This is a genomic window from Propionivibrio sp. (assembly GCF_029255185.1).
Taxonomy (GTDB): Bacteria; Pseudomonadota; Gammaproteobacteria; order Burkholderiales; family Rhodocyclaceae; genus Propionivibrio.
In genome coordinates, this window is sequence record NZ_JAPUVO010000094.1 from 1 (window position 1) to 17,336 (window position 17,336).

At 59.7% G+C, this 17,336-nt stretch carries 20 protein-coding genes; 8 read left to right on the forward strand and 12 right to left on the reverse strand.

Going from position 1 to position 17,336, the window contains the following annotated elements; translation table 11 throughout:
• The coding region (locus Q1J43_RS07145) for a DUF6701 domain-containing protein (RefSeq protein WP_301100814.1) at positions 1 to 433 on the forward strand (433 nt) is incomplete at its 5' end.
• Between the two features lie 8 nt (positions 434 to 441).
• On the opposite strand, the gene Q1J43_RS07150 is transcribed toward Q1J43_RS07145, so the two are convergent.
• The 6 genes from Q1J43_RS07150 to Q1J43_RS07175 form a co-directional block, all read right to left on the reverse strand.
• Positions 442 to 1,179 carry an SDR family oxidoreductase gene (locus Q1J43_RS07150; protein ID WP_301101741.1) on the reverse strand — a complete coding sequence of 246 codons (738 nt, stop codon included), beginning with the start codon at positions 1,177 to 1,179 and terminating at the stop codon, positions 442 to 444.
• 160 nt (positions 1,180 to 1,339) lie between these two features.
• Positions 1,340 to 2,614: an FAD-binding oxidoreductase gene (locus Q1J43_RS07155; protein WP_301101742.1), complete on the reverse strand. Its 1,275-nt coding sequence runs from the start codon at positions 2,612 to 2,614 to the stop codon at positions 1,340 to 1,342.
• A 1-nt stretch (position 2,615) separates the two neighbouring features.
• Positions 2,616 to 3,551 (reverse strand): lysylphosphatidylglycerol synthase transmembrane domain-containing protein, encoded by a 936-nt coding sequence (locus Q1J43_RS07160; RefSeq protein ID WP_301101743.1) that lies wholly within the window; start codon positions 3,549 to 3,551, stop codon positions 2,616 to 2,618.
• A gap of 139 nt (positions 3,552 to 3,690) precedes the next feature.
• Positions 3,691 to 4,791: a tRNA 2-thiouridine(34) synthase MnmA gene (gene mnmA, locus Q1J43_RS07165; RefSeq protein WP_301101744.1), complete on the reverse strand. Its 1,101-nt coding sequence runs from the start codon at positions 4,789 to 4,791 to the stop codon at positions 3,691 to 3,693.
• Positions 4,778 to 5,332 (reverse strand): hypothetical protein, encoded by a 555-nt coding sequence (locus Q1J43_RS07170; RefSeq protein ID WP_301101746.1) that lies wholly within the window; start codon positions 5,330 to 5,332, stop codon positions 4,778 to 4,780. Before Q1J43_RS07170 ends, mnmA begins: the two co-directional genes overlap by 14 nt.
• Entirely contained in the window at positions 5,329 to 5,775 is a 447-nt protein-coding gene (locus tag Q1J43_RS07175; protein ID WP_301101747.1) for an NUDIX hydrolase, read from the reverse strand. The genes Q1J43_RS07170 and Q1J43_RS07175 overlap by 4 nt, the downstream gene beginning before the upstream one ends.
• Positions 5,776 to 5,878: 103 nt before the next feature.
• Here Q1J43_RS07175 and Q1J43_RS07180 point away from each other — a divergent pair, with 103 nt between their 5' ends.
• The 6 genes from Q1J43_RS07180 (at position 5,879) to Q1J43_RS07205 (ending at position 11,212) form a co-directional block, all read left to right on the forward strand.
• A complete protein-coding gene (locus Q1J43_RS07180) occupies positions 5,879 to 6,799 on the forward strand; it encodes a branched-chain amino acid transaminase (RefSeq protein WP_301101749.1) in 921 nt (306 codons plus the stop codon).
• Between the two features lie 50 nt (positions 6,800 to 6,849).
• Positions 6,850 to 7,047, forward strand: coding sequence for a zinc-finger domain-containing protein (locus Q1J43_RS07185; protein ID WP_301101750.1), 198 nt, complete (start codon positions 6,850 to 6,852; stop codon positions 7,045 to 7,047).
• 36 nt (positions 7,048 to 7,083) lie between these two features.
• The gene (gene waaF / locus Q1J43_RS07190) at positions 7,084 to 8,133 is read left to right on the forward strand and encodes a lipopolysaccharide heptosyltransferase II (RefSeq protein ID WP_301101751.1); all 1,050 of its coding nucleotides are present in this window, start codon (positions 7,084 to 7,086) and stop codon (positions 8,131 to 8,133) included.
• On the forward strand, positions 8,130 to 8,573 hold the full coding sequence (locus Q1J43_RS07195) for a nuclear transport factor 2 family protein (protein WP_301101753.1): 444 nt from the start codon (positions 8,130 to 8,132) through the stop codon (positions 8,571 to 8,573). Before waaF ends, Q1J43_RS07195 begins: the two co-directional genes overlap by 4 nt.
• Positions 8,574 to 8,667: 94 nt before the next feature.
• Positions 8,668 to 9,927 carry an EAL domain-containing protein gene (locus tag Q1J43_RS07200; RefSeq protein WP_301101755.1) on the forward strand — a complete coding sequence of 420 codons (1,260 nt, stop codon included), beginning with the start codon at positions 8,668 to 8,670 and terminating at the stop codon, positions 9,925 to 9,927.
• A 28-nt stretch (positions 9,928 to 9,955) separates the two neighbouring features.
• Positions 9,956 to 11,212 carry an HDOD domain-containing protein gene (locus tag Q1J43_RS07205; protein ID WP_301101757.1) on the forward strand — a complete coding sequence of 419 codons (1,257 nt, stop codon included), beginning with the start codon at positions 9,956 to 9,958 and terminating at the stop codon, positions 11,210 to 11,212.
• Positions 11,213 to 11,226: 14 nt separating this feature from the next.
• Here Q1J43_RS07205 and Q1J43_RS07210 read toward each other — a convergent pair whose 3' ends face one another.
• Together Q1J43_RS07210 and Q1J43_RS07215 are read right to left on the reverse strand one after the other, a co-directional pair.
• Complete coding sequence (locus tag Q1J43_RS07210) at positions 11,227 to 11,871, reverse strand: 3'-5' exonuclease (RefSeq protein ID WP_301101758.1); 645 nt, start codon at positions 11,869 to 11,871, stop codon at positions 11,227 to 11,229.
• Positions 11,849 to 12,526: a carboxylesterase gene (locus tag Q1J43_RS07215; protein ID WP_301101759.1), complete on the reverse strand. Its 678-nt coding sequence runs from the start codon at positions 12,524 to 12,526 to the stop codon at positions 11,849 to 11,851. The genes Q1J43_RS07210 and Q1J43_RS07215 overlap by 23 nt, the downstream gene beginning before the upstream one ends.
• A gap of 946 nt (positions 12,527 to 13,472) precedes the next feature.
• Here Q1J43_RS07215 and Q1J43_RS07220 point away from each other — a divergent pair.
• Positions 13,473 to 13,616, forward strand: coding sequence for a hypothetical protein (locus tag Q1J43_RS07220; RefSeq protein WP_301101760.1), 144 nt, complete (start codon positions 13,473 to 13,475; stop codon positions 13,614 to 13,616).
• Between the two features lie 340 nt (positions 13,617 to 13,956).
• Here Q1J43_RS07220 and Q1J43_RS07225 read toward each other — a convergent pair whose 3' ends face one another.
• The 4 genes from Q1J43_RS07225 to Q1J43_RS07240 form a co-directional block, all read right to left on the reverse strand.
• Positions 13,957 to 14,835, reverse strand: coding sequence for a nucleotidyl transferase AbiEii/AbiGii toxin family protein (locus Q1J43_RS07225; RefSeq protein WP_301101761.1), 879 nt, complete (start codon positions 14,833 to 14,835; stop codon positions 13,957 to 13,959).
• Positions 14,832 to 15,431: an AbiEi antitoxin N-terminal domain-containing protein gene (locus Q1J43_RS07230; protein WP_301101762.1), complete on the reverse strand. Its 600-nt coding sequence runs from the start codon at positions 15,429 to 15,431 to the stop codon at positions 14,832 to 14,834. The genes Q1J43_RS07225 and Q1J43_RS07230 overlap by 4 nt, the downstream gene beginning before the upstream one ends.
• A gap of 313 nt (positions 15,432 to 15,744) precedes the next feature.
• Positions 15,745 to 16,605 (reverse strand): hypothetical protein, encoded by an 861-nt coding sequence (locus Q1J43_RS07235; RefSeq protein ID WP_301101763.1) that lies wholly within the window; start codon positions 16,603 to 16,605, stop codon positions 15,745 to 15,747.
• Entirely contained in the window at positions 16,602 to 17,129 is a 528-nt protein-coding gene (locus tag Q1J43_RS07240; RefSeq protein WP_301101764.1) for a hypothetical protein, read from the reverse strand. Before Q1J43_RS07240 ends, Q1J43_RS07235 begins: the two co-directional genes overlap by 4 nt.
• Between the last annotated feature and the right edge of the window lie 207 nt (positions 17,130 to 17,336).

The window sequence follows — 17,336 nt, forward strand, 5'->3', positions numbered from 1 at the left end:
CAAATTCGGCTCGGAGAAGTCGGCGCTTGGCCTGCCAGTGCAAGCGCAGTACTGGAGCGGCAGTACCTGGGTGATCAACGATGGCGACAGTTGCACAACCGTGCCGGCCAATGCCTTCGCCCTGTCTGGCGGCATCGCCGCCAACACCAGCGCCGCGGCGCTCACCTTAGTCGCCGGCAATGGCACCGTGACGCTGGCCGCGCCCAGCCCGCAGGCCGTCGGCTACGTCGATGTGGCGGCCAACCTGGGCAGCAGCGGGGCCGACCAATCGTGCCTGACCAGCCACGGCGGCACCGCCGCCAATCGCCCCTGGCTGCGCGCGCAGAACGGTGCGTGCGCAGCGACCTACGATCGCGACCCGTCGGCGCGCGCGACCTTCGGCATGCGCTCGCCTGAGTCGAGGAAAATTATTCACGTGCGGGAAATATTCTAAGGCTTGGGTTACAAGGACAGCCGTTTGAAGACCCGCTCGGGGATATGCCGGATGATGGTCATAATCAGCCACCAGAAGGCGGGCAGGTAGACTTCGTCGGACTTCTGCTCGATGGCCCGCACGATGCCGCGCGCGATGGCATCCGGTTTTGCCCATAGCGCGCCTTTGGGAAAGGCTGCCGTCATCGGCGTATCGACAAAACCGGGCTTGATCGTCAGCACCTGTACGCCAAGCCTGGCCAGACGATTGCGCAATCCCTGCAGGAAGAGCGTGACCATGCCCTTGGCCGCGCCATAGACGTAATTGCTCTGGCGGCCACGATCACCGGCTACCGAACTGATCACCGCCAGACTTCCCGCACCCTGGGCGGCGAATTTGTTGCCGAGCAGGGTCGCCAGCGCGATCACCGACAGACCGTTGACATTAATTTCGCGCAGCGTCAGGTCGACCGAAGCTTCGCACGCCTTCTGGTCCGGCAGCGAGCCGTACGCAATCAGCGCGACATCGAGCCCGCCGAGCGCTGCCACGGCGGCGTCGAGCATCGCCGCGTGACTCTCGCTGGCGCAGGCATCCATCACGCAGCAGCCGACGGCAGCGGCGCCGCGCAGGCGCAGATCGGCGGCAATGGCGTTAAGCCGCCCGGCACGGCGTCCGACCAGAAACAGAGCGTCGCCACGCGCCGCCCACAGCCGCGCCGTCGCTTCAGCGATGGCCGATGTCGCGCCGATGATCAGAATTTTTTGCATAGGGTTTCTCCGCAAACTACGGCTTCAGGAAATTCAGAAATCCACCGCAAAGGCGCTAAGGCGCGAAGAGCGCAAAGATAACGCAAAGGGAAGCAAGTTGTTGCTTCGCTCTTCTTCGCGGCCCTTTGCGCCTTAGCGCCTTTGCGGTAGGTGTTATGCATCACAAAACCCGGCGTGAAAAATTCGATGAGAACTTCGGGTCGATGAAGGGCAGGAACTCGGAAAGGCGCGGGTTGCTGCGCTGGAAAAACTCGCCGCTCATGCGTGTGTCCTTGGCCGCGTAGAGCCGGCCGCCAGCAGCGGCGACGATGGCGTCGAGCCGCTCGAAGAGCGCCAGCGTCGGCGCACTCCGGTTCGGAAAATCGAGCGCCAGCGTCACTCCCGGCATCGGAAAGGACAGCAGTCCGGGGCTTGGGACATCGCCAAAGGTCTTGAGCACCGCCAGAAACGAGCCCTGCTCGCTTGCCGCAATGCTCGCCAGGATATCGACCAGCGCCACGCGCGCCGCCAGCGGCACGACGAACTGGTACTGGTAGAACCCTCTTGGGCCGTACAGCCGGTTCCAGCGGGCAATCCCGTCAAGCGGATAGAAGAACGGCGCATAGTGCGTCACCGTCCGCGCCGGCAGCGGGCGATGGTAATAGGCCTGATTGAAGGCGCGCAGCGACAGGCCGTTAATCAAGGAAAACGGCGGCGTCAGTGGCAGGCTCAGCGGCTTACCGGGCGCGACGGCAAGTTCGCCGCCACCCAGGTGATCACCGGCCATGAAGATACCGCGCGGCCTTGATGCCAGGCAGTCGATCCAGGCCACCGTATACTCGTGGCTGGCCTCGGCGGCGGTATTGAGCGCGAAGAACTCATCGAGTCCGTCAAAGCGCGTGTTGCTGACTGCCATGCTAACGCCGTCAATGCGCCTAAGCCTGATCTCGGCCCAGGTGATCAGCCCGGTCAGACCCAGTCCGCCGATCGTTGCCGTAAACCATTCGGCATTTTCGTCCGGTGAACAGAGTCGGCGACAACCATCAGAGCGCAGCAGTTCGAAACGCCGCACGTGGCAGCCGAAACTCCCGGCGCGGTGGTGGTTCTTGCTATGGACATCGTTGGCGATGGCGCCGCCGATCGTGACAAAACGCGTTCCAGGCGTCACCGGCAGAAACCAGCCACGCGGCACAAAGATAGCGAGGATCTCGTCAAGCAAGACCCCGGCCTCGCAGGCGAGTACGCCACTTTGCTCGTCAAAGGCGATCAGGCGATCCAGGCCGCGCGTATGCAACAAGGTAGCGCCGCTGTTAAGACCAACGTCACCGTAGCTGCGCCCGTTGCCGTAGGCCAGCATGCTGCCATCGACGGACGGCAGCGCGGCGGAACGATCACCCCACCAGCGTTCATCGGCGGCCGGCTGGGCCGGCAATTGACCCCACGAGCGCAATGTCATATCAGCGTTGCCGGGCCAGAAAAATGGCGCCGAGCGCGACGGCAAACCACAGCGTCGCCAGACGGCAGATCAGCGTCGCGCTGACCGCGACCGGCTGCGGGAAGCCATTGATCACCAGCAGGCCGATCATCACCGCCTCGCTGCTGCCCAATCCGCCGGGCAGGAAGGAGATGCCGCCGACCAGCATGGCAAAGGCATAGATAAACACGGCCGTGGTCAGCGGCAGCGGATGGCCCAGCGCGCCGAGCAGCCACCAGAAGCCAAGACCTTCGGCGAACCAGGCCAGGGCGCCGAGCATCAGCCCCATCGCCAGCGCTGACAGGCTAAAACAGCGGCGAAAATGTAGCACGATCGCGCACAGATGGACGATCAGCCGCGCCCATTTCTGCGTGCGGCGTGCGGCCCAGTGGTCAATCGCCGCAATCAGCGCCGTCCATTGCACCAGCAGTAGCGCCACGACGACCGCCGCCAGCGCCAGGCCTACTAGCGGACGCGCTGGCGCGTAGGCCAACAGGCCGACAGCGGCGAGCACCAGAATCGACAGCAGGTCGCTGGCGCGCTCGGCAAAGAAGGCGGCGAGGCTGGCCGGTGTCGGAACGCCGTGCGGCTTGAGCAGTACCGAGCGCAGCAGCTCGCCGAGCTTGCCCGGGCTGGTGGTCAGCGCAAAGCCGGAAAAATAGACTTGAAGATTGATCCGCCAGGCCACCGGCGCGTCGAGCAGGGCCAGGTAACGCGACCAGCGCAGGAAGCGCAGCAGGTAGTTGGAGAGCGACAGCGACAGCAGCCCGACCAGCACCCACGGGCCAACCACGACAACCGCCGCCAGCACCTCCCGCCAGCCTGCCCACAGCGACAGGCCAAGATAGCCGAGCGCAGCCAGCGCGACGCTCCAGAAAACGGCGCGCAGCGGGAAGGTTGGCAAGGCCGAGAAAGTCAAAAGCAAGCTCTTTTAACGCAGAGAGCGCAGAGACGCAGAGAACGCAGAGTTTTTTTCGGAGGCTTTTCCGTTTGTTTTTTCTCTGCGAACTCTGCGCCTCTGCGCTCTCTGCGTTGAAAGAGGTTTTTGTTGCTAACTCTCAAGCAATCACCCCCCCACCCAGGCAAACGCGGCTTTCGTAGACCACCACCGACTGCCCCGGTGTTACCGCCCACTGCGGTTCGGCGAACTTGATGTGGCATGCAGCGGCATCGACGTGCTCGATCTCGCAGGGTGCATCGGCCTGCCGGTAGCGCGTCTTGGCGCCATAGACCCAGTGCGTGTGCGGCATCTGGCCGGAAATCCATGACAACTGGTCGGCGCGCAGTTCCTCGGCAAACAGGGCCGGATGATCGTGCCCCTGCACCACGTAGAGCACGTTGCTGGCCATCGCCTTGCCGGCCACGAACCAGGCATCATGCTCGCCGTCCCGGGCGTAGTTCTTCGTCCCGCCGATGTGCAGGCCCTTGCGCTGGCCGATGGTGTGAAAGGTCAGCCCGTCGTGCTCGCCGATGACACGGTCATCGTCAAGGCAACGAATCTCACCTGGCTTGGGCGGCAGATAGCGCATCAGGAATTCCTTGAACGGCCGCTCGCCGATGAAGCAGATGCCGGTCGAATCCTTTTTGACAGCGACGTGAAGATCGGCTTGCAGCGCCATTTTCCGTACATCGCGCTTGTAGATGTCGGCCAGCGGAAAAAGCGTCATCGCCAGTTGCTGCTGGTTCAGGCGGTGCAGGAAATAGCTTTGGTCCTTGCTGCCATCCTCGGCCTTGAGTAACTGGAACATGCCGTCAAATTCGCGCACTCCGGCATAATGGCCGGTGGCGATTTTGTGCGCGCCCATTTTGACGGCGTGTTCGAGAAAGGCGCGAAACTTGATTTCCGAATTGCATAACACGTCGGGATTGGGCGTACGTCCGGCCTGGTATTCTGTGAGGAATTGTGCGAAGACACGCTCCTTGTACTCCCTGGCGAAGTTGACCACTTCAACGTCGATGCCGATCTTGTCGGCAATGCTCATGACATCGATCAGGTCCTGACGCGACGAGCAGTACTCGTCGCTATCGTCGTCCTCCCAGTTCTTCATAAACAGGCCGATCACTTTCCAGCCCTGCGCTTTCAGGAGCAGCGCCGCCACCGCAGAATCGACGCCGCCGGACAAACCGACGACCACCGTCTTGCTCTCATTCACCGACATTCGGACTCTCTCCCGCACGCCATTGCGCCAGCGGCATCACCACCGCCGGCTGGCCGTTATCAAAAAACCAGCTATCCACCACGTAGCGCCGCCCGCCCGCCTGTTCAACTTCCTCGATCAGCGCCGTGTAGTGCTCGAAGATCAGGAAGCTTCGCCGCACCACCGGTTCGAGCACCCGGTGATAACGCAGCAAGCCCCGCCGGTCCATCAGATGCAGCAGGCGTGTCGTCGTCGTCGAGTGGTCGATGCAATCCATCTTGCCATAGACGCCATCATCGGCGTAGTTGCCGCCGCGATCGGCAAAAATCGGCGACTGCTTGCCCGCCCAGTCGAGCAAACGACCGACGGCAATGCCAATCGCCACCCGCTCCTGCGCCGCATCGTGCGCCTGCCCCAGAATCAGGCCGAGCTGGCGTAACTGCTCGTCGCCATAGACAACCTCCGCCTGCGCCAGGCAACCATAGTTGAAACACACCATGACCCGCTCTTCGGCCCTCACGCTCAGAGTGCAGAGCAGCAGGATGCAGGCCAGCCACCTCATGCGTAGTGCGTAATCAGTTCAAGCGGATAACGCTTGCCAGCCTGCCAGTCTTCGATGCAGCGCAGAATCAGCGGGCTGCGGTGCCGTGCTTCGAGGCCGCGAATTTCATCGAGCGCCAGCCAGCGCGCAGCGATGATTCCGGTGTCGAGCGGGCGTTGTGCATCGTGCCCGGTGATTTCGCCAGCAAAGGCAAAACGCAGGTAGGTCACGTCCCTGGCCTCGTTGCGCCAGTTATAGACGCCAACCAGAGACTTCGGATTGAAGCCGTAAGCAGTCTCTTCCAGCACCTCGCGGATCACCGCATCGGTCAGCGATTCACCGCACTCGAGGTGGCCGGCCGGCTGGTTGAAACGAATTCCGTCATCGCTTTCTTCTTCGACGAGCAGAAACTTCCCGTCGCGTTCAAGAACGGCGGCGACGGTCACATGCGGCTTCCAGATCATGGTTGGCTTCGAGACAATGCAAAGCGCCTATTTTACCGCCAAGCGGGCAGCGAAATCGGCTAGAATTCCGTTTTCGAAAATTGCGGCTGAGGAAGAGAACACCATGTCCATGGCGGATCGCGACGGATTTATCTGGCATGACGGCAAACTGGTGCCCTGGCGCGAAGCCACGACCCACGTCCTGACCCATACCCTGCACTATGGCATGGGCGTCTTCGAGGGCATTCGCGCCTATCAGGCCGAACAGGGCACCGCCATCTTCCGCCTGCATGAACACACCGAACGGCTGTTCAATTCAGCGCACATTTTCCAGATGAAAATGCCCTACGACCGGGCCACGCTGATTGAGGCGCATAAGGCGGTTGTGCGCGCCAACCGCCTCGAGTCCTGCTACATCCGGCCGATCGTTTTCTATGGCTCAGAAGCCATGGGCATCGCGGCAACAGCGCTGTCTACGCATGTTGCCATCGCCGCTTGGCCCTGGGGCGCCTACTTGGGCGCCGAAGGCATGGAGAAGGGTATCCGCGTCAAGACCTCGTCCTTCACGCGCCACCACGTGAACATCAATATGTGTCGTTCAAAATCGGTTGGCACCTACACCAACTCGATCCTGGCGCACCAGGAAGTCGCCCACGACGGTTACGACGAGGCCCTGCTGCTCGACGTTGATGGCTATGTCGCCGAAGGCGCCGGCGAGAACGTTTTCATCGTCAAGAACGGCCAGTTGTACACGCCGGACCTGACGTCCTGCCTTGAAGGCATCACGCGCGCTTCAGTGCTGACGCTGGCTGACGAACTTGGCCTGACGGTGATCCAGAAGCGCATCACACGCGACGAAGTGTATTGTGCCGACGAAGCGTTCTTCACCGGAACGGCCGCCGAAGTAACGCCAATCCGTGAACTCGACAACCGCCAGATCGGCACCGGACAACGCGGGCCGATCACCAGCCAGATCCAGAGCCTGTTCTTCGACTGCGTCAATGGCCGGGCGCCAGCGCATCAGGACTGGCTCAGTTACATTTGACCCGTCCGGCTTTTTTCACCGCTTGATTTCAGATCACAAGGTTGTGCACCATGGCTGAGAATACCGCATCGAAAACCATCAAAATTACTACCCATGATCTGCCGCTGCACTGCCCGCTGCCGGATGCACCGCTGTGGTCGCGCCATCCGCGCGTTTTTCTCGACCTTAGCCATACGGGCGAAGTCGTCTGCCCCTATTGCAGCGCACACTATGTGTTCACCGGCGAGTTGCCCAAAGGGCAGCACTGAGCTTGCCAAAACCCGGCAGCACCTGGGCGTCACACCATGAAAGCACTACTTGTCGCCCCCGCCTGGATTGGCGACACTGTCATGGCACAGCCACTGTTCATGCGTCTGCACGAACACACTCCGGGACTGCAACTTGATGCACTGGCCCCCCCCTGGGTGGCGCCAGTGCTGCACCGCATGCCGCAGATCGGGCAGGTCATGGACAATCCTTTCGCGCATGGCGAACTGTCCCTGGCAGCGCGTCACCGTCTGGCGCGCCAGTTGGCGCAGGCCGCTTACCAGCGCGCCTACATCCTGCCCAATTCGCTCAAGTCGGCGCTCATCCCCTGGCTGGCCGGCATTCCCGAGCGCATTGGTTTTACCGGCGAATTCCGCTACGGTTTGATCAACCGCCGCCACCGGCTTGATGAAAGCGCGTTGCCGCAAATGAGTGAGCGCTTCGCGCAGCTCGCCGAAGCCCCTGGCACCCCCTTGCCGCGACCGCTTCCCGTACCGCGCCTGGTCTCCAGCAGCGCGCAGCAAACGGCGACACTGGCTGCCCTGGGCATGGTGCGCCCGGAACGAGTCGCGGTTTTCTGCCCAGGTGCCGAATACGGCCCAGCCAAGCGCTGGCCGGCACGTCATTTCGCGACGCTGGGTGACGAACTGGCCAAACGCGGTTATGCCATCTGGCTTCTCGGTTCGCCGCAGGACAGGGCGATCGGCGACGATATTGTCCGCAGCGTGCGCCAGGCAGCGGGCGATGGCGCGCCAGTCAACCTCTGCGGAAGAACCTCGCTGACCCAGGCCATCGACCTCATCGCGGCGTCCAGCGTTGTTGTCTGCAACGATTCCGGTCTGATGCATGTCGCTGCGGCGCTCGACCGTCCTCTGGTCGCCGTCTACGGATCGTCGTCACCGGGCTTTACCCCACCGCTGTCGCCACATGCGCAAATCATCAGCCTCAACCTAAAGTGCAGCCCCTGTTTCGAGCGCGAATGCCCGCTCGGCCACCTCGATTGCCTGAACAAACTTGAGCCACAGCGGGTGCTGGCGGCCTGTCTGAATGCCCAACCCCTGGCTTACCCGACGGGAGCAAGTCGATGAGTGTCATTTTCACCACCGCCGAAGACGCTGAAAATGCCTTCTATGGGGCTATTGGTCGCGGCGACCTCGAAGCCTTGATGAGTGTCTGGGCAGATGACGAAGAAATCGTCTGCATTCACCCGACCGGGCAGCGCCTGACCGGGCCCGCGGCCATCCGCGACAGTTGGCGGGCAATTTTCGCCAACAATCCCCGCCTTACCGTGCACGTCAAGCGCAGCACCCGCTGGAAAAGTGTCATGCTCGACGTGCATAGTGTCGTCGAAATACTCTACCTCGGTGATGAGCCAAAACCACAAGGCCCGATGCTGTCGACCAACGTCTTCCAGCGTGGCCCCAACGGCTGGCGCCTGCTCTCGCACCACTCCACGACCGCCGCCGATGATGCCGCAGCGGAGCCCGGCAGTGAGCCGGACCACAGCCGCTTGCGCACACTGCATTGATCGTTTGAAGTCACCACGCAGCCGAGCACGGCCATTTCGCTAGTGCTAAGATTTGCCGCTAGCAGGTCGCGCCCGACGTCAAAAAGGAATCAACATGCCCAATAACGAGCAGCTGGAAGTTTTTCTCGGTCGCCAGCCTATCCTTGATCGCAACCAGCAATTGTTCGCCTACAAATTGCTTTTTCGTGATGGCCCGCTCGCTACCGGCAACCGCGCTGACATCCTTGACCCAACGCAGGCAACGGCAACGGTGATTGCCAATACCTTTACCGAATTGGCAACCAATAACGCGCTCGGCCCCTATCGTGGCTTCATCAGCATTGACCACGAGCTGCTGTTCAGCGACCTGATCGAAGCGCTGCCGCCGCAACTCGCTGCCTTTGAGATTCTCGATACTGTTGCGCCGACGACAGAAGTCGTCGCGCGTTGCCAGCAACTTCATGAGCATGGGTTTACCCTGGTCATCGACGACATCGAAGATATCAGCGCGGACTATCTTCCGCTGCTGGCCCTGGTCGATATCATCAAGGTCGACATCATGAAAATGGACGCCGATCGCCTGCGCGTCGTCGTGGCCCAGTTCATCCCCTTCGGTAAGAAGCTGCTGGCCGAAAAAGTGGAAACGATCGAACAGTTTTCCTTGTGCCACAGTCTGGGCTTCGACCTGTTTCAGGGCTACTTTTTTGCCCGGCCAACAATCATCGTCGGCAAAAAGCTCAATCCTTCACAACTGTCACTCATACGCCTGCTCGGGCTGATCCTTGAAGATGCTGAAACCGACGCCATCGAAAACGCCTTCAAACTCGAGCCCGGGCTAACCGTCAACATGCTGCGCCTGACGAATTCGGTCAGTTGCAGCCTGGCAACGAAAATCACCTCGCTGCGACATGCCATAACAATTCTCGGTCGCCGGCAGTTGCAACGCTGGTTGCAACTACTCATTTACACCGACCCCAAGGGCGCGACGCAAGATACCCCCCCTCTGCTACAGTTGGCCGCAACCCGTGGTCGGCTGATGGAGCTGCTGGCCGACCGCGAGCACGCCAGGAACCGCGAATTCTCGGATCAGGCCTTCATGGTCGGCATCATTTCCTTGATGCCCGCCCTGATCGGCATGGCGATGGAGGATATCGTCGAGCAGTTGCCCGTCGCTCTGCGGGTCAAACAGGCACTGACCGGGTACGGTGGAGCGCATGGTCAACTGCTGCGTCTGGTGGAAGCAACTGAACAGACCGACCCGGTGGTGCTTGAAGAAGCGCTGCACGGCCATCCGGCAATCAACATGGATTTTCTTGGCAATTGCCTCACGCAGGCCCTGTCCTGGGCCAATCACCTTGGCCAGGAGCAAGCGTAATCGCCCCTTAAGCAAACCCGCCATCCTCATGAGTGACTCAGCCATCAACGAAGCCCTGCTCAGCCGCCAGCCAGTTGTCGACCTGCAGCATGAACTCTTTGGTTACGAACTGTCGCTGCAATCGCCGGCGGAGGCCAGTCGGCCCGCCACCTACGACCGATCGCGTGCGGCAACGCTCGTCTGTGCGGTCTACGCCGAACTGGGCATCCGCAGCGCACTGGGGCGCAGCAAGGCTTTTCTGCGCGTTGACCCGGACTTTGTCCACGACGATGCGGTCGAGGCGCTGCCGTCCGATGCCGTCGTTCTCGAACTCGTTCTTAATGCCGCGCCGGATGAGCGTACACTCGAGCGCTGCCGCGCCCTACGCGATCGACACTATGCGCTGGCGCTGGCCGATTACGTCGGCCTTGATGAATGCAGCCGGCCGTTGCTGACCATGCTCGACATCGTCAAGATCGACATCACTCGATGCGACGATGCCATGCTGCGCGAACTCGCCGGACCCCTGGCCAAACTTCCGCTCAAACTGCTGGCCAAAGGCGTTGATACGCAAGAGCAAATGGAACGCTGTCAGAAGATTGGCTTCCAGCTTTTTCAGGGGCATTTTTTTGCCCGGCCTGAGATTGTCAGCGGACGTCGCCTTTCGGCATCGCAGGCCGCCCTGATTCAACTGATCAACCTCGCCGGCCGTGATTCGGATACCGCCAAGATCGAAGAAGCCATGAAACACGAGCCGGCGCTCGCGGTGAATCTGCTGCGCATCGTCAATTCAGTCGGCTACGGCCTGTCGCGACCTATCGCTTCCCTACGCCACGCCATCACGCTGCTTGGCCGACGCCAATTGCAGCGCTGGCTGCAATTACTGCTCATGGCCCCCTCAGGAAAAACACCCGACGCCAGCCGTTCCCCTCTGCTGCAACTCGCCGCGCTGCGCGGCCGGATGATGGAAATGCTAATCGCATACGACCGCCCGGCTGATCAAAAACTGGCTGACCAAGCCTTCATTACCGGAATCATGTCGATGATGCCGGCAGCCCTTGGCCTACCCATGAACGAGATTTTCGAGCAGATTGCCCTCGAAGCTGAAATCATGCAGGCACTGATATCCCGTGCCGGCAGGCTCGGCAAAACACTGGCGCTGATCGATTGCTTTGATGCCGATGACGGTGCAGGGTGTGACGCCCTGCTCGCTCAACTGTCCGACCCCAGCCTGACCCGCAGCACGCTCAATACCTGCCTGATGGAGTCGCTGCGCTGGGTCAACGGCAACAGCGACGAGAACTGACCTGAATCTTGCCATCACACAAGCTCAGCCCGCCCTTCCTGGCTCAGCAACCAGGCCCGATACACCCGCAGCGCGACATGGGCATCGTTGGCCGCATACAGTAACTGCCGCTCCGTCAGGCGGGGAGTGGCCCAGTTGCTGGTGCCAGTTTTCTTGGATTTGTGCAATTTCTCGCCGAAGAAATGCGCCACTGCCACTTTCGCACCTACCGTTCCCCGATGCCCTTGTCCGCGCAGAATCTCTCCCAGATCAAGGACGTTGGCAAGCTCGATGCCCAAACGGGATTTAAGGGCACTGCGATCATTGCCCAGGCCAAACCCGACCTTCAACAGGCGCGGCGACTCGAGCATGATTTTTAACTCGCGGGTACTGGGCAGTTGGGCGATCGGGAACAGGTAGGCCCGGTTTTCGCTCGCCATCTGGATCAGATGCGGGCCGGTCGACACCTCGCCTTTCAGAAAGGTCGGTTTTGATTCCGTGTCGAAGCCGATGACCTCGGCCGCCATCAGTGCCGCAAATGCCTCGGCCGCCAGCAGTTCCGAAGTGACCAGCGTAATATTGGCCAAGGCAATGCCCACGTAGGCTGGAAGCTCGGCGGCACTGAGCGCGGCACGGTTGAGGACGACGCCGCTCAACTCAGCATGCTGCCATGATGTCACCGAGCCATTTTCCGATCACCTTGATCTCTTCAAGGCATACCGAGTGTGGCATCGGGTAGTCATGCCACTCAAGCCGGTAACCGCGCTCGAGCAGGAAATCTCGTGCCGCCAGACCAAGCTCGATCGGCACCACCTCATCCTCAGTGCCATGGGCAGCGAAGATCGGAATCGCCCGATTGGCCAGCACAGCTTTGTCGGCGAGCAGGCCGGGGAGCGGGAGGTAGGTTGACAGGGCGAGGACTCCAGCCAGTTTCTCCGGATACGTCAGCGCTGTGGCGTAGGCGATGGCGCCACCCTGCGAGAATCCGGCGATGAAAATTCGATGGCTCGGAATCCCGCGCTGATTCTCGCGTGCAATCAAACGGGCAATCGCCTGGCAAGAACTGAGGATTCCGGCTTCGTCAACCAAGCGGCTGCTGATCTCCAGCGAAATAATGTCATACCACGCCGGCATCACGTAGCCCTCGTTGCAGGTGACCGGGATCGATGGCGCATGGGGAAAGATGAAACGGATTGCAAGCTCGTCAGGCAAGCCCAACTCGGGCACCACTGGCACAAAATCGGAGCCATCCGCTCCCAGGCCGTGCAACCAGATCACCGAGAATTGCGGGTTTGCGGCGGTTTCCACTTCGCTGGCGGGCAATAAGGTTTCCAATGAAAGCTCCTGTAAAGATTAGTCCGGGCATTATCGCAGATGTGCGGGCCGCATCGGTGTAGCGTTGCCGGCGGCGTAAATCCGCATAAATCTGGCGGCATTAATTGACGAGGGCGTTGGGCGGCGCGAACGGTAGCGGAGCAGACAACACAGGGGCCACGAAGCCCCTGTGCGTAACTGAGTCTGATGCCGGTCAGAAAGGTCAGAGCACCTGATCTCGAAGATATGCAAATTCACTTGCGAAGACTCAAGAAGCCAATAGGCATAAGCGTTACTCGAAATTTTTAGCGCAAAAGTCAAAGAGTAGTACGCAGCGGGGTGCGGAATTTGCGACGATACGGTTTTCAGATTGACGACACGTTCAGTGCCTCATTTCGCAAGGACTTCCCCGTGCCACAACTTCATTTGCCGATATTTCCGCGAGGCTCGACCGAGATCACGGCCAGCTTGTCGTTTAAGCGGGAAGACGATTGTCACGCACCCTCGACGATTACCCAATCCTCAACGACTGCCCATTGTCCTTTGCCGTCAGTTTAAGAAAGAACGGTACCGCCCGTTTCATCCACACATTCGGCGCATCGTGTTTGTTGGCGTCAGCTCCAAGCACCCGTATGAGCATGTCAGTGGCGATGACACCGGGACTCACCGCGATGGCCGTGAATCCCTTGCCAACAGGGCGATTGAAAACCTGCACCGAGATGCTCGTAGTTAACAGGTTTCGAGAAAACTGGCGTCTAAGAGCGCAGAATTCAGAGAATGCGGGGAGGCGAGGTTAACAGGTAGAAACGAAAAACCCCGCACAGACTGGCGTCTGGTGGGGGTTTCGTGGTGGTCTAGAACATTTGAGTTGCTACTTATGTTCTGGCGGGCCAGAAGGTACGCCAACACAAACCGTCTACGTTTCCTTGAGTACGCCTTCAGCAGAATGGTAATTAGGAAATATATTTTGAATCAGCAGATTAAAGGAGTTTCTCCTAACTCGTTTGATTCGGCTCATCTCTTAGCCATGCAGGTATATCTCGGCTATCGTGAAGCACACGCCACACTACAAGATTTGGCAAATATTGGCAAGACGACGAGCCTCGCTTGAAGCCTTATTTGTTGTCCGTGCTCAGGCCACAATCCTGAACGATGGCTTTCATTTTTGTCTCGCCTCCTTCAAACCCGGGCGACCTCTTCTTCCCTTGGTTATAGCCGTCAACCGCAACATCCAATCTTGACGACGTCTGCACCCACCTTTGGCGTCCTTGACTTCTGAGCCCGACTACGCGGTTATGCGGGCACGTTATCAGAGGGGAAAATCATGCCGACCACTTCGTATCCGATGTCACCTATCCGTGCGATTGCCATCATTCTTGCCTATGGTGCCTTGCGCTCAATGAGGACCCGATCAACGGGTTTGAGCGCCACACTGGTTGGAACTGCAGCAGTCACGCCTCCGTTGCTCCTTGGACCTTTGCCGCTGATGCCAGCACTGGCATCAGGAATTCACGTAGATACGTTACTACCTCTGACAGTGGCTTTGGATCGATAGCATTTTTTCTCAAGAAGGCGTTCCACTGCTTGACCTTCTGCGGATCACTGGCGAATTCGTTGCTCAATCCGATGGGCACTCCATCAGGAAATCCGGTCTGCCGGCGTTGAAAGGTTGCGGCAATCGCTCGTGTCAAAATCTGGCTGTCGAACTCGGAATGCCTCGCCAGTACCCACAGATCGAAATAGTCCTTCATCCGGCTGTTGAGTATGCCGAGTGACGTCAGCGCCTCGAACTTCTCGGCAACCACTGTGTAACGGGGATACACCCGCAGGTGGGGTGCCGGCAACTCAGCAAGGAGAACCGGGTAATCAACTTCATCGGGGCCGGGAACGACGGCATCCCCGAAGCCGATGTCAGCTTGGACCGGGCAACGCGCCTTGTCGAGCATGCCCAACAGCGTGACCCGGACTCCGGCGTAGTTGGCTTCCTTACGAATTTCAGACGCCTTTACAGAATCCGGATCGAACACGATCCCATCTGCCACCTCGATCCGGCAGATGTCCCGGAATACCGCTTCTACCTGCGGAATTTCCGCCGAACCGAAACCAAGAAAATCGGCGTCGTGTGTCGGACGGTGCGGCACATCGAACCACAAGTCGAACAGCAAAGCTCCCTTCAACAGAAACCGATCCCGCTCTGACGAGATGCTCAGACGGTAGATCATGCGCTCCAGCGCATACCGGATTAGCAGCAGGTTGTAGTCCAGTTTTTCCGCTCTGGCCTTGTTTAGCAGCCGGTCACGGATCGACGCCGCAAGGTTCCGACCGCTCATGACAGGCTATCCAGATATGGGCGCATTACGTTGGCCACACGGCAGACCTTTGCGTAATGCCAGAGGTCATCACTGGTCATGCGTTTCGCGTGCCACGCATCACGCAGGGCTTCCAGGGCAACGTCGAGGCCAATCTTGTTACGGTACTTGAAGCAGTCGGCGACGGTCTTGGCGACAGCAGTAACGCGGACCGTGACGCCGTCGACACCATGCTCTTCAATGCCCTCCGTCAGCGCCGCGCCGGAGAACCGGACAATTCGCAGCTTCGGGTAGTCCAGTTTGGGGGCCAGTGCTTTGTTTTCGATGGCGAGCCACACCTCGAAGGGGGCTTGAGTCGTCAGGCCGTGAAACCTCAGTGCCGAGAGCAGGCACACGACCCCTTTGGGGACGCGGCGAGCCACCTCGGCGAGTGATCCGTGTTCCGACACCTGCCGGCCCGGCAGTCTGTAAAGTCCCCGACCGACGCGCTCCAGATCTCCACGGCGGACAGCCCGAGTCAGGGAAACCCGCGGGATTCCCTGCGCAGTCAGATCTCTGGGACGAAGCAGTCCCAGAGATCGCACGAGTTCGATAAGCCGGTCGGTGGTGGTGTTCATATGGTGCATAGTGTTGCACAACATCGGTAGAAGTCAATATTTACCAATGTAGCGAAACAGCCATGGGAGAACATCTCTGTGCTGCGCAGCCTTGACTTCCTTCTGGGAGTAGGTGAGTTATACGGCCATCGCGAAACCAAAAGGTATCCATATGCAGGCACCGGCTTACCCCATAACTCCGCTGCGCCAAATCGCAATCATTCTGGCGCACTGCGTCTTGCGAATTCAGAACAAACGATTGACTGACTTACCGCCTGCTTGATCCGTACCGGTGCCCGATACAAGCTTCATGCAGTGGGTAGCAACTTTACGCCTAGGTCCAAAAGGAACTGCGGATTTCGATCAACCGCTTCATCATGACGGTGTCTTCATCGTCATAGGCTTGCTCGATCTCGTGGGTCTTGTCCAGGGCTTGCTTGCTCATGGCCCGTTCTTCATCCGTGCGCTCTTCATGGAGGACTTCGTCGCCATATCTGACGCGCATGTAGTCGCAGTAGGCCGACCAACCTCCCACATCCATGGGATCCGGGCGCTTCGGGCGGACATTTACCCACCAGTCGTAGAGTTCGCCAATTTCGGTGGCATTCTTGGCTTGTGGCATCAGCTGCCCGTAGTCCGGGTAGTTGGCTTTTTCTGCATCCGTGAACACGCGATCGGGATAGCCATACCAGCTTTCGTTGTACGCCAGGCCCTTCTCCCACTCCAGGTACACCAGCCCCAACTCGGGATAGTTGAAGTGGGTGAAGTGGCGAAAGGGCCACGTTGTCTTCCAGAACGGAAGGTGGCGGTACTTGTCGGAATGGCTGATGTATTCCATCCAGGATTTCTGCTCTCTCACGAACCAGACCAGTTCGTTGAACAGGCCGTGCAGCATGCGTTCGCCGGTCTCGTGCCACTCCCCCTTCTTCAGCCCGGTGCGGCACACGTGGGTCTGCTCGACGAACCGGTTGTTGATCCAGTACGTCAGATTGTGTAGCCGGTCCATGGGCCAGTTGACAAAGTCCTGGGCTTTATCGAGAAACTCCTCTGCAAGCCAGAAGCGCAAGGGTTTCCGGGCTTTCGCATCCTCCTTCCAATCACGCCAGCCCCCGGCGGTTTCGCTGTGCGGCTTCGTAGTGCCGCGCATCCAGTCGGCAAGCCGGGAACAGCTCCAGTAGCGAATTCGCTGTTTCATGTGCCCTCCGCCACGTTCACGATCTTCAATCCCAGCGTCTCCGGCGCATGATCCAGCCAGAGGTCATCACCCGCACGATAGAGGAAGGCATCGTTGTCGACGATCCGGATTTCCACGTCAGAGTGGGCCAGTCGGTAGTCCCGAAACTCCGTTCCGTGACGCACGCGCAGAAAGTACCCGTCGTCCGCACCGGAAACCAGCAGCATGCCGTTCACGAAATAAGCCGAGAACTCGGTGCACTGGTTTTCGCCGACGTGGCAGTAGAAGCGGATCTCACCAGTAAACGGCACAGGCTCCCAGCGCTCGTTGACGCGGCTTAGCCTGCCGACCAGGCGAGCGAGTCCCTCGGCATTCGAGTCGCTCCTGTCCTCGATATCGTATTCCAGGTGCCACAAAGAGCCGTCCGCGCGGATTTCGTAGTTGTCCAGAAACTGTGCCGGCGTGTCCTTGGTCTGGAATTCCAGATCGTTATCGCCGGCATCAGGCAATGGATATTTGCACTTCAGGTGATCGAACATTCCCATGATGTCATCCTTTTCTATAAACGGCCGGGACCTTGAAAAGCACGAGGCCCGGAGTCCTTTCGGAGCATCCGGGCCTCGTAGCCTGAGACCTTTCGGTCTGTCGGGCTAGGCTATCCATTTCCCTCCCGGATGCTTTTTTTTGCGTATTCGTTCCAACCGTTGCACTGCGCGCGATCGTGATCGTATTCAAACTGGGCGAACGTACTG

What these genes read in the sequence shown, in the direction of transcription:
- Q1J43_RS07195 (WP_301101753.1), top strand. Translation starts at nt 8,130, where the DNA reads ATGAGTGTCATTTTCACCACCGCCGAAGACGCTGAAAATGCCTTCTAT.
- Q1J43_RS07150 (WP_301101741.1), bottom strand. Translation starts at nt 1,179, where the DNA reads ATGCAAAAAATTCTGATCATCGGCGCGACATCGGCCATCGCTGAAGCG.
- Q1J43_RS07240 (WP_301101764.1), bottom strand. Translation starts at nt 17,129, where the DNA reads ATGGGAATGTTCGATCACCTGAAGTGCAAATATCCATTGCCTGATGCC.
- mnmA (WP_301101744.1), bottom strand. Translation starts at nt 4,791, where the DNA reads ATGTCGGTGAATGAGAGCAAGACGGTGGTCGTCGGTTTGTCCGGCGGC.
- Q1J43_RS07175 (WP_301101747.1), bottom strand. Translation starts at nt 5,775, where the DNA reads ATGATCTGGAAGCCGCATGTGACCGTCGCCGCCGTTCTTGAACGCGAC.
- waaF (WP_301101751.1), top strand. Translation starts at nt 7,084, where the DNA reads ATGAAAGCACTACTTGTCGCCCCCGCCTGGATTGGCGACACTGTCATG.
- Q1J43_RS07185 (WP_301101750.1), top strand. Translation starts at nt 6,850, where the DNA reads ATGGCTGAGAATACCGCATCGAAAACCATCAAAATTACTACCCATGAT.
- Q1J43_RS07155 (WP_301101742.1), bottom strand. Translation starts at nt 2,614, where the DNA reads ATGACATTGCGCTCGTGGGGTCAATTGCCGGCCCAGCCGGCCGCCGAT.
- Q1J43_RS07170 (WP_301101746.1), bottom strand. Translation starts at nt 5,332, where the DNA reads ATGAGGTGGCTGGCCTGCATCCTGCTGCTCTGCACTCTGAGCGTGAGG.
- Q1J43_RS07230 (WP_301101762.1), bottom strand. Translation starts at nt 15,431, where the DNA reads ATGAACACCACCACCGACCGGCTTATCGAACTCGTGCGATCTCTGGGA.
- Q1J43_RS07235 (WP_301101763.1), bottom strand. Translation starts at nt 16,605, where the DNA reads ATGAAACAGCGAATTCGCTACTGGAGCTGTTCCCGGCTTGCCGACTGG.
- Q1J43_RS07205 (WP_301101757.1), top strand. Translation starts at nt 9,956, where the DNA reads ATGAGTGACTCAGCCATCAACGAAGCCCTGCTCAGCCGCCAGCCAGTT.
- Q1J43_RS07225 (WP_301101761.1), bottom strand. Translation starts at nt 14,835, where the DNA reads ATGAGCGGTCGGAACCTTGCGGCGTCGATCCGTGACCGGCTGCTAAAC.
- Q1J43_RS07180 (WP_301101749.1), top strand. Translation starts at nt 5,879, where the DNA reads ATGTCCATGGCGGATCGCGACGGATTTATCTGGCATGACGGCAAACTG.
- Q1J43_RS07200 (WP_301101755.1), top strand. Translation starts at nt 8,668, where the DNA reads ATGCCCAATAACGAGCAGCTGGAAGTTTTTCTCGGTCGCCAGCCTATC.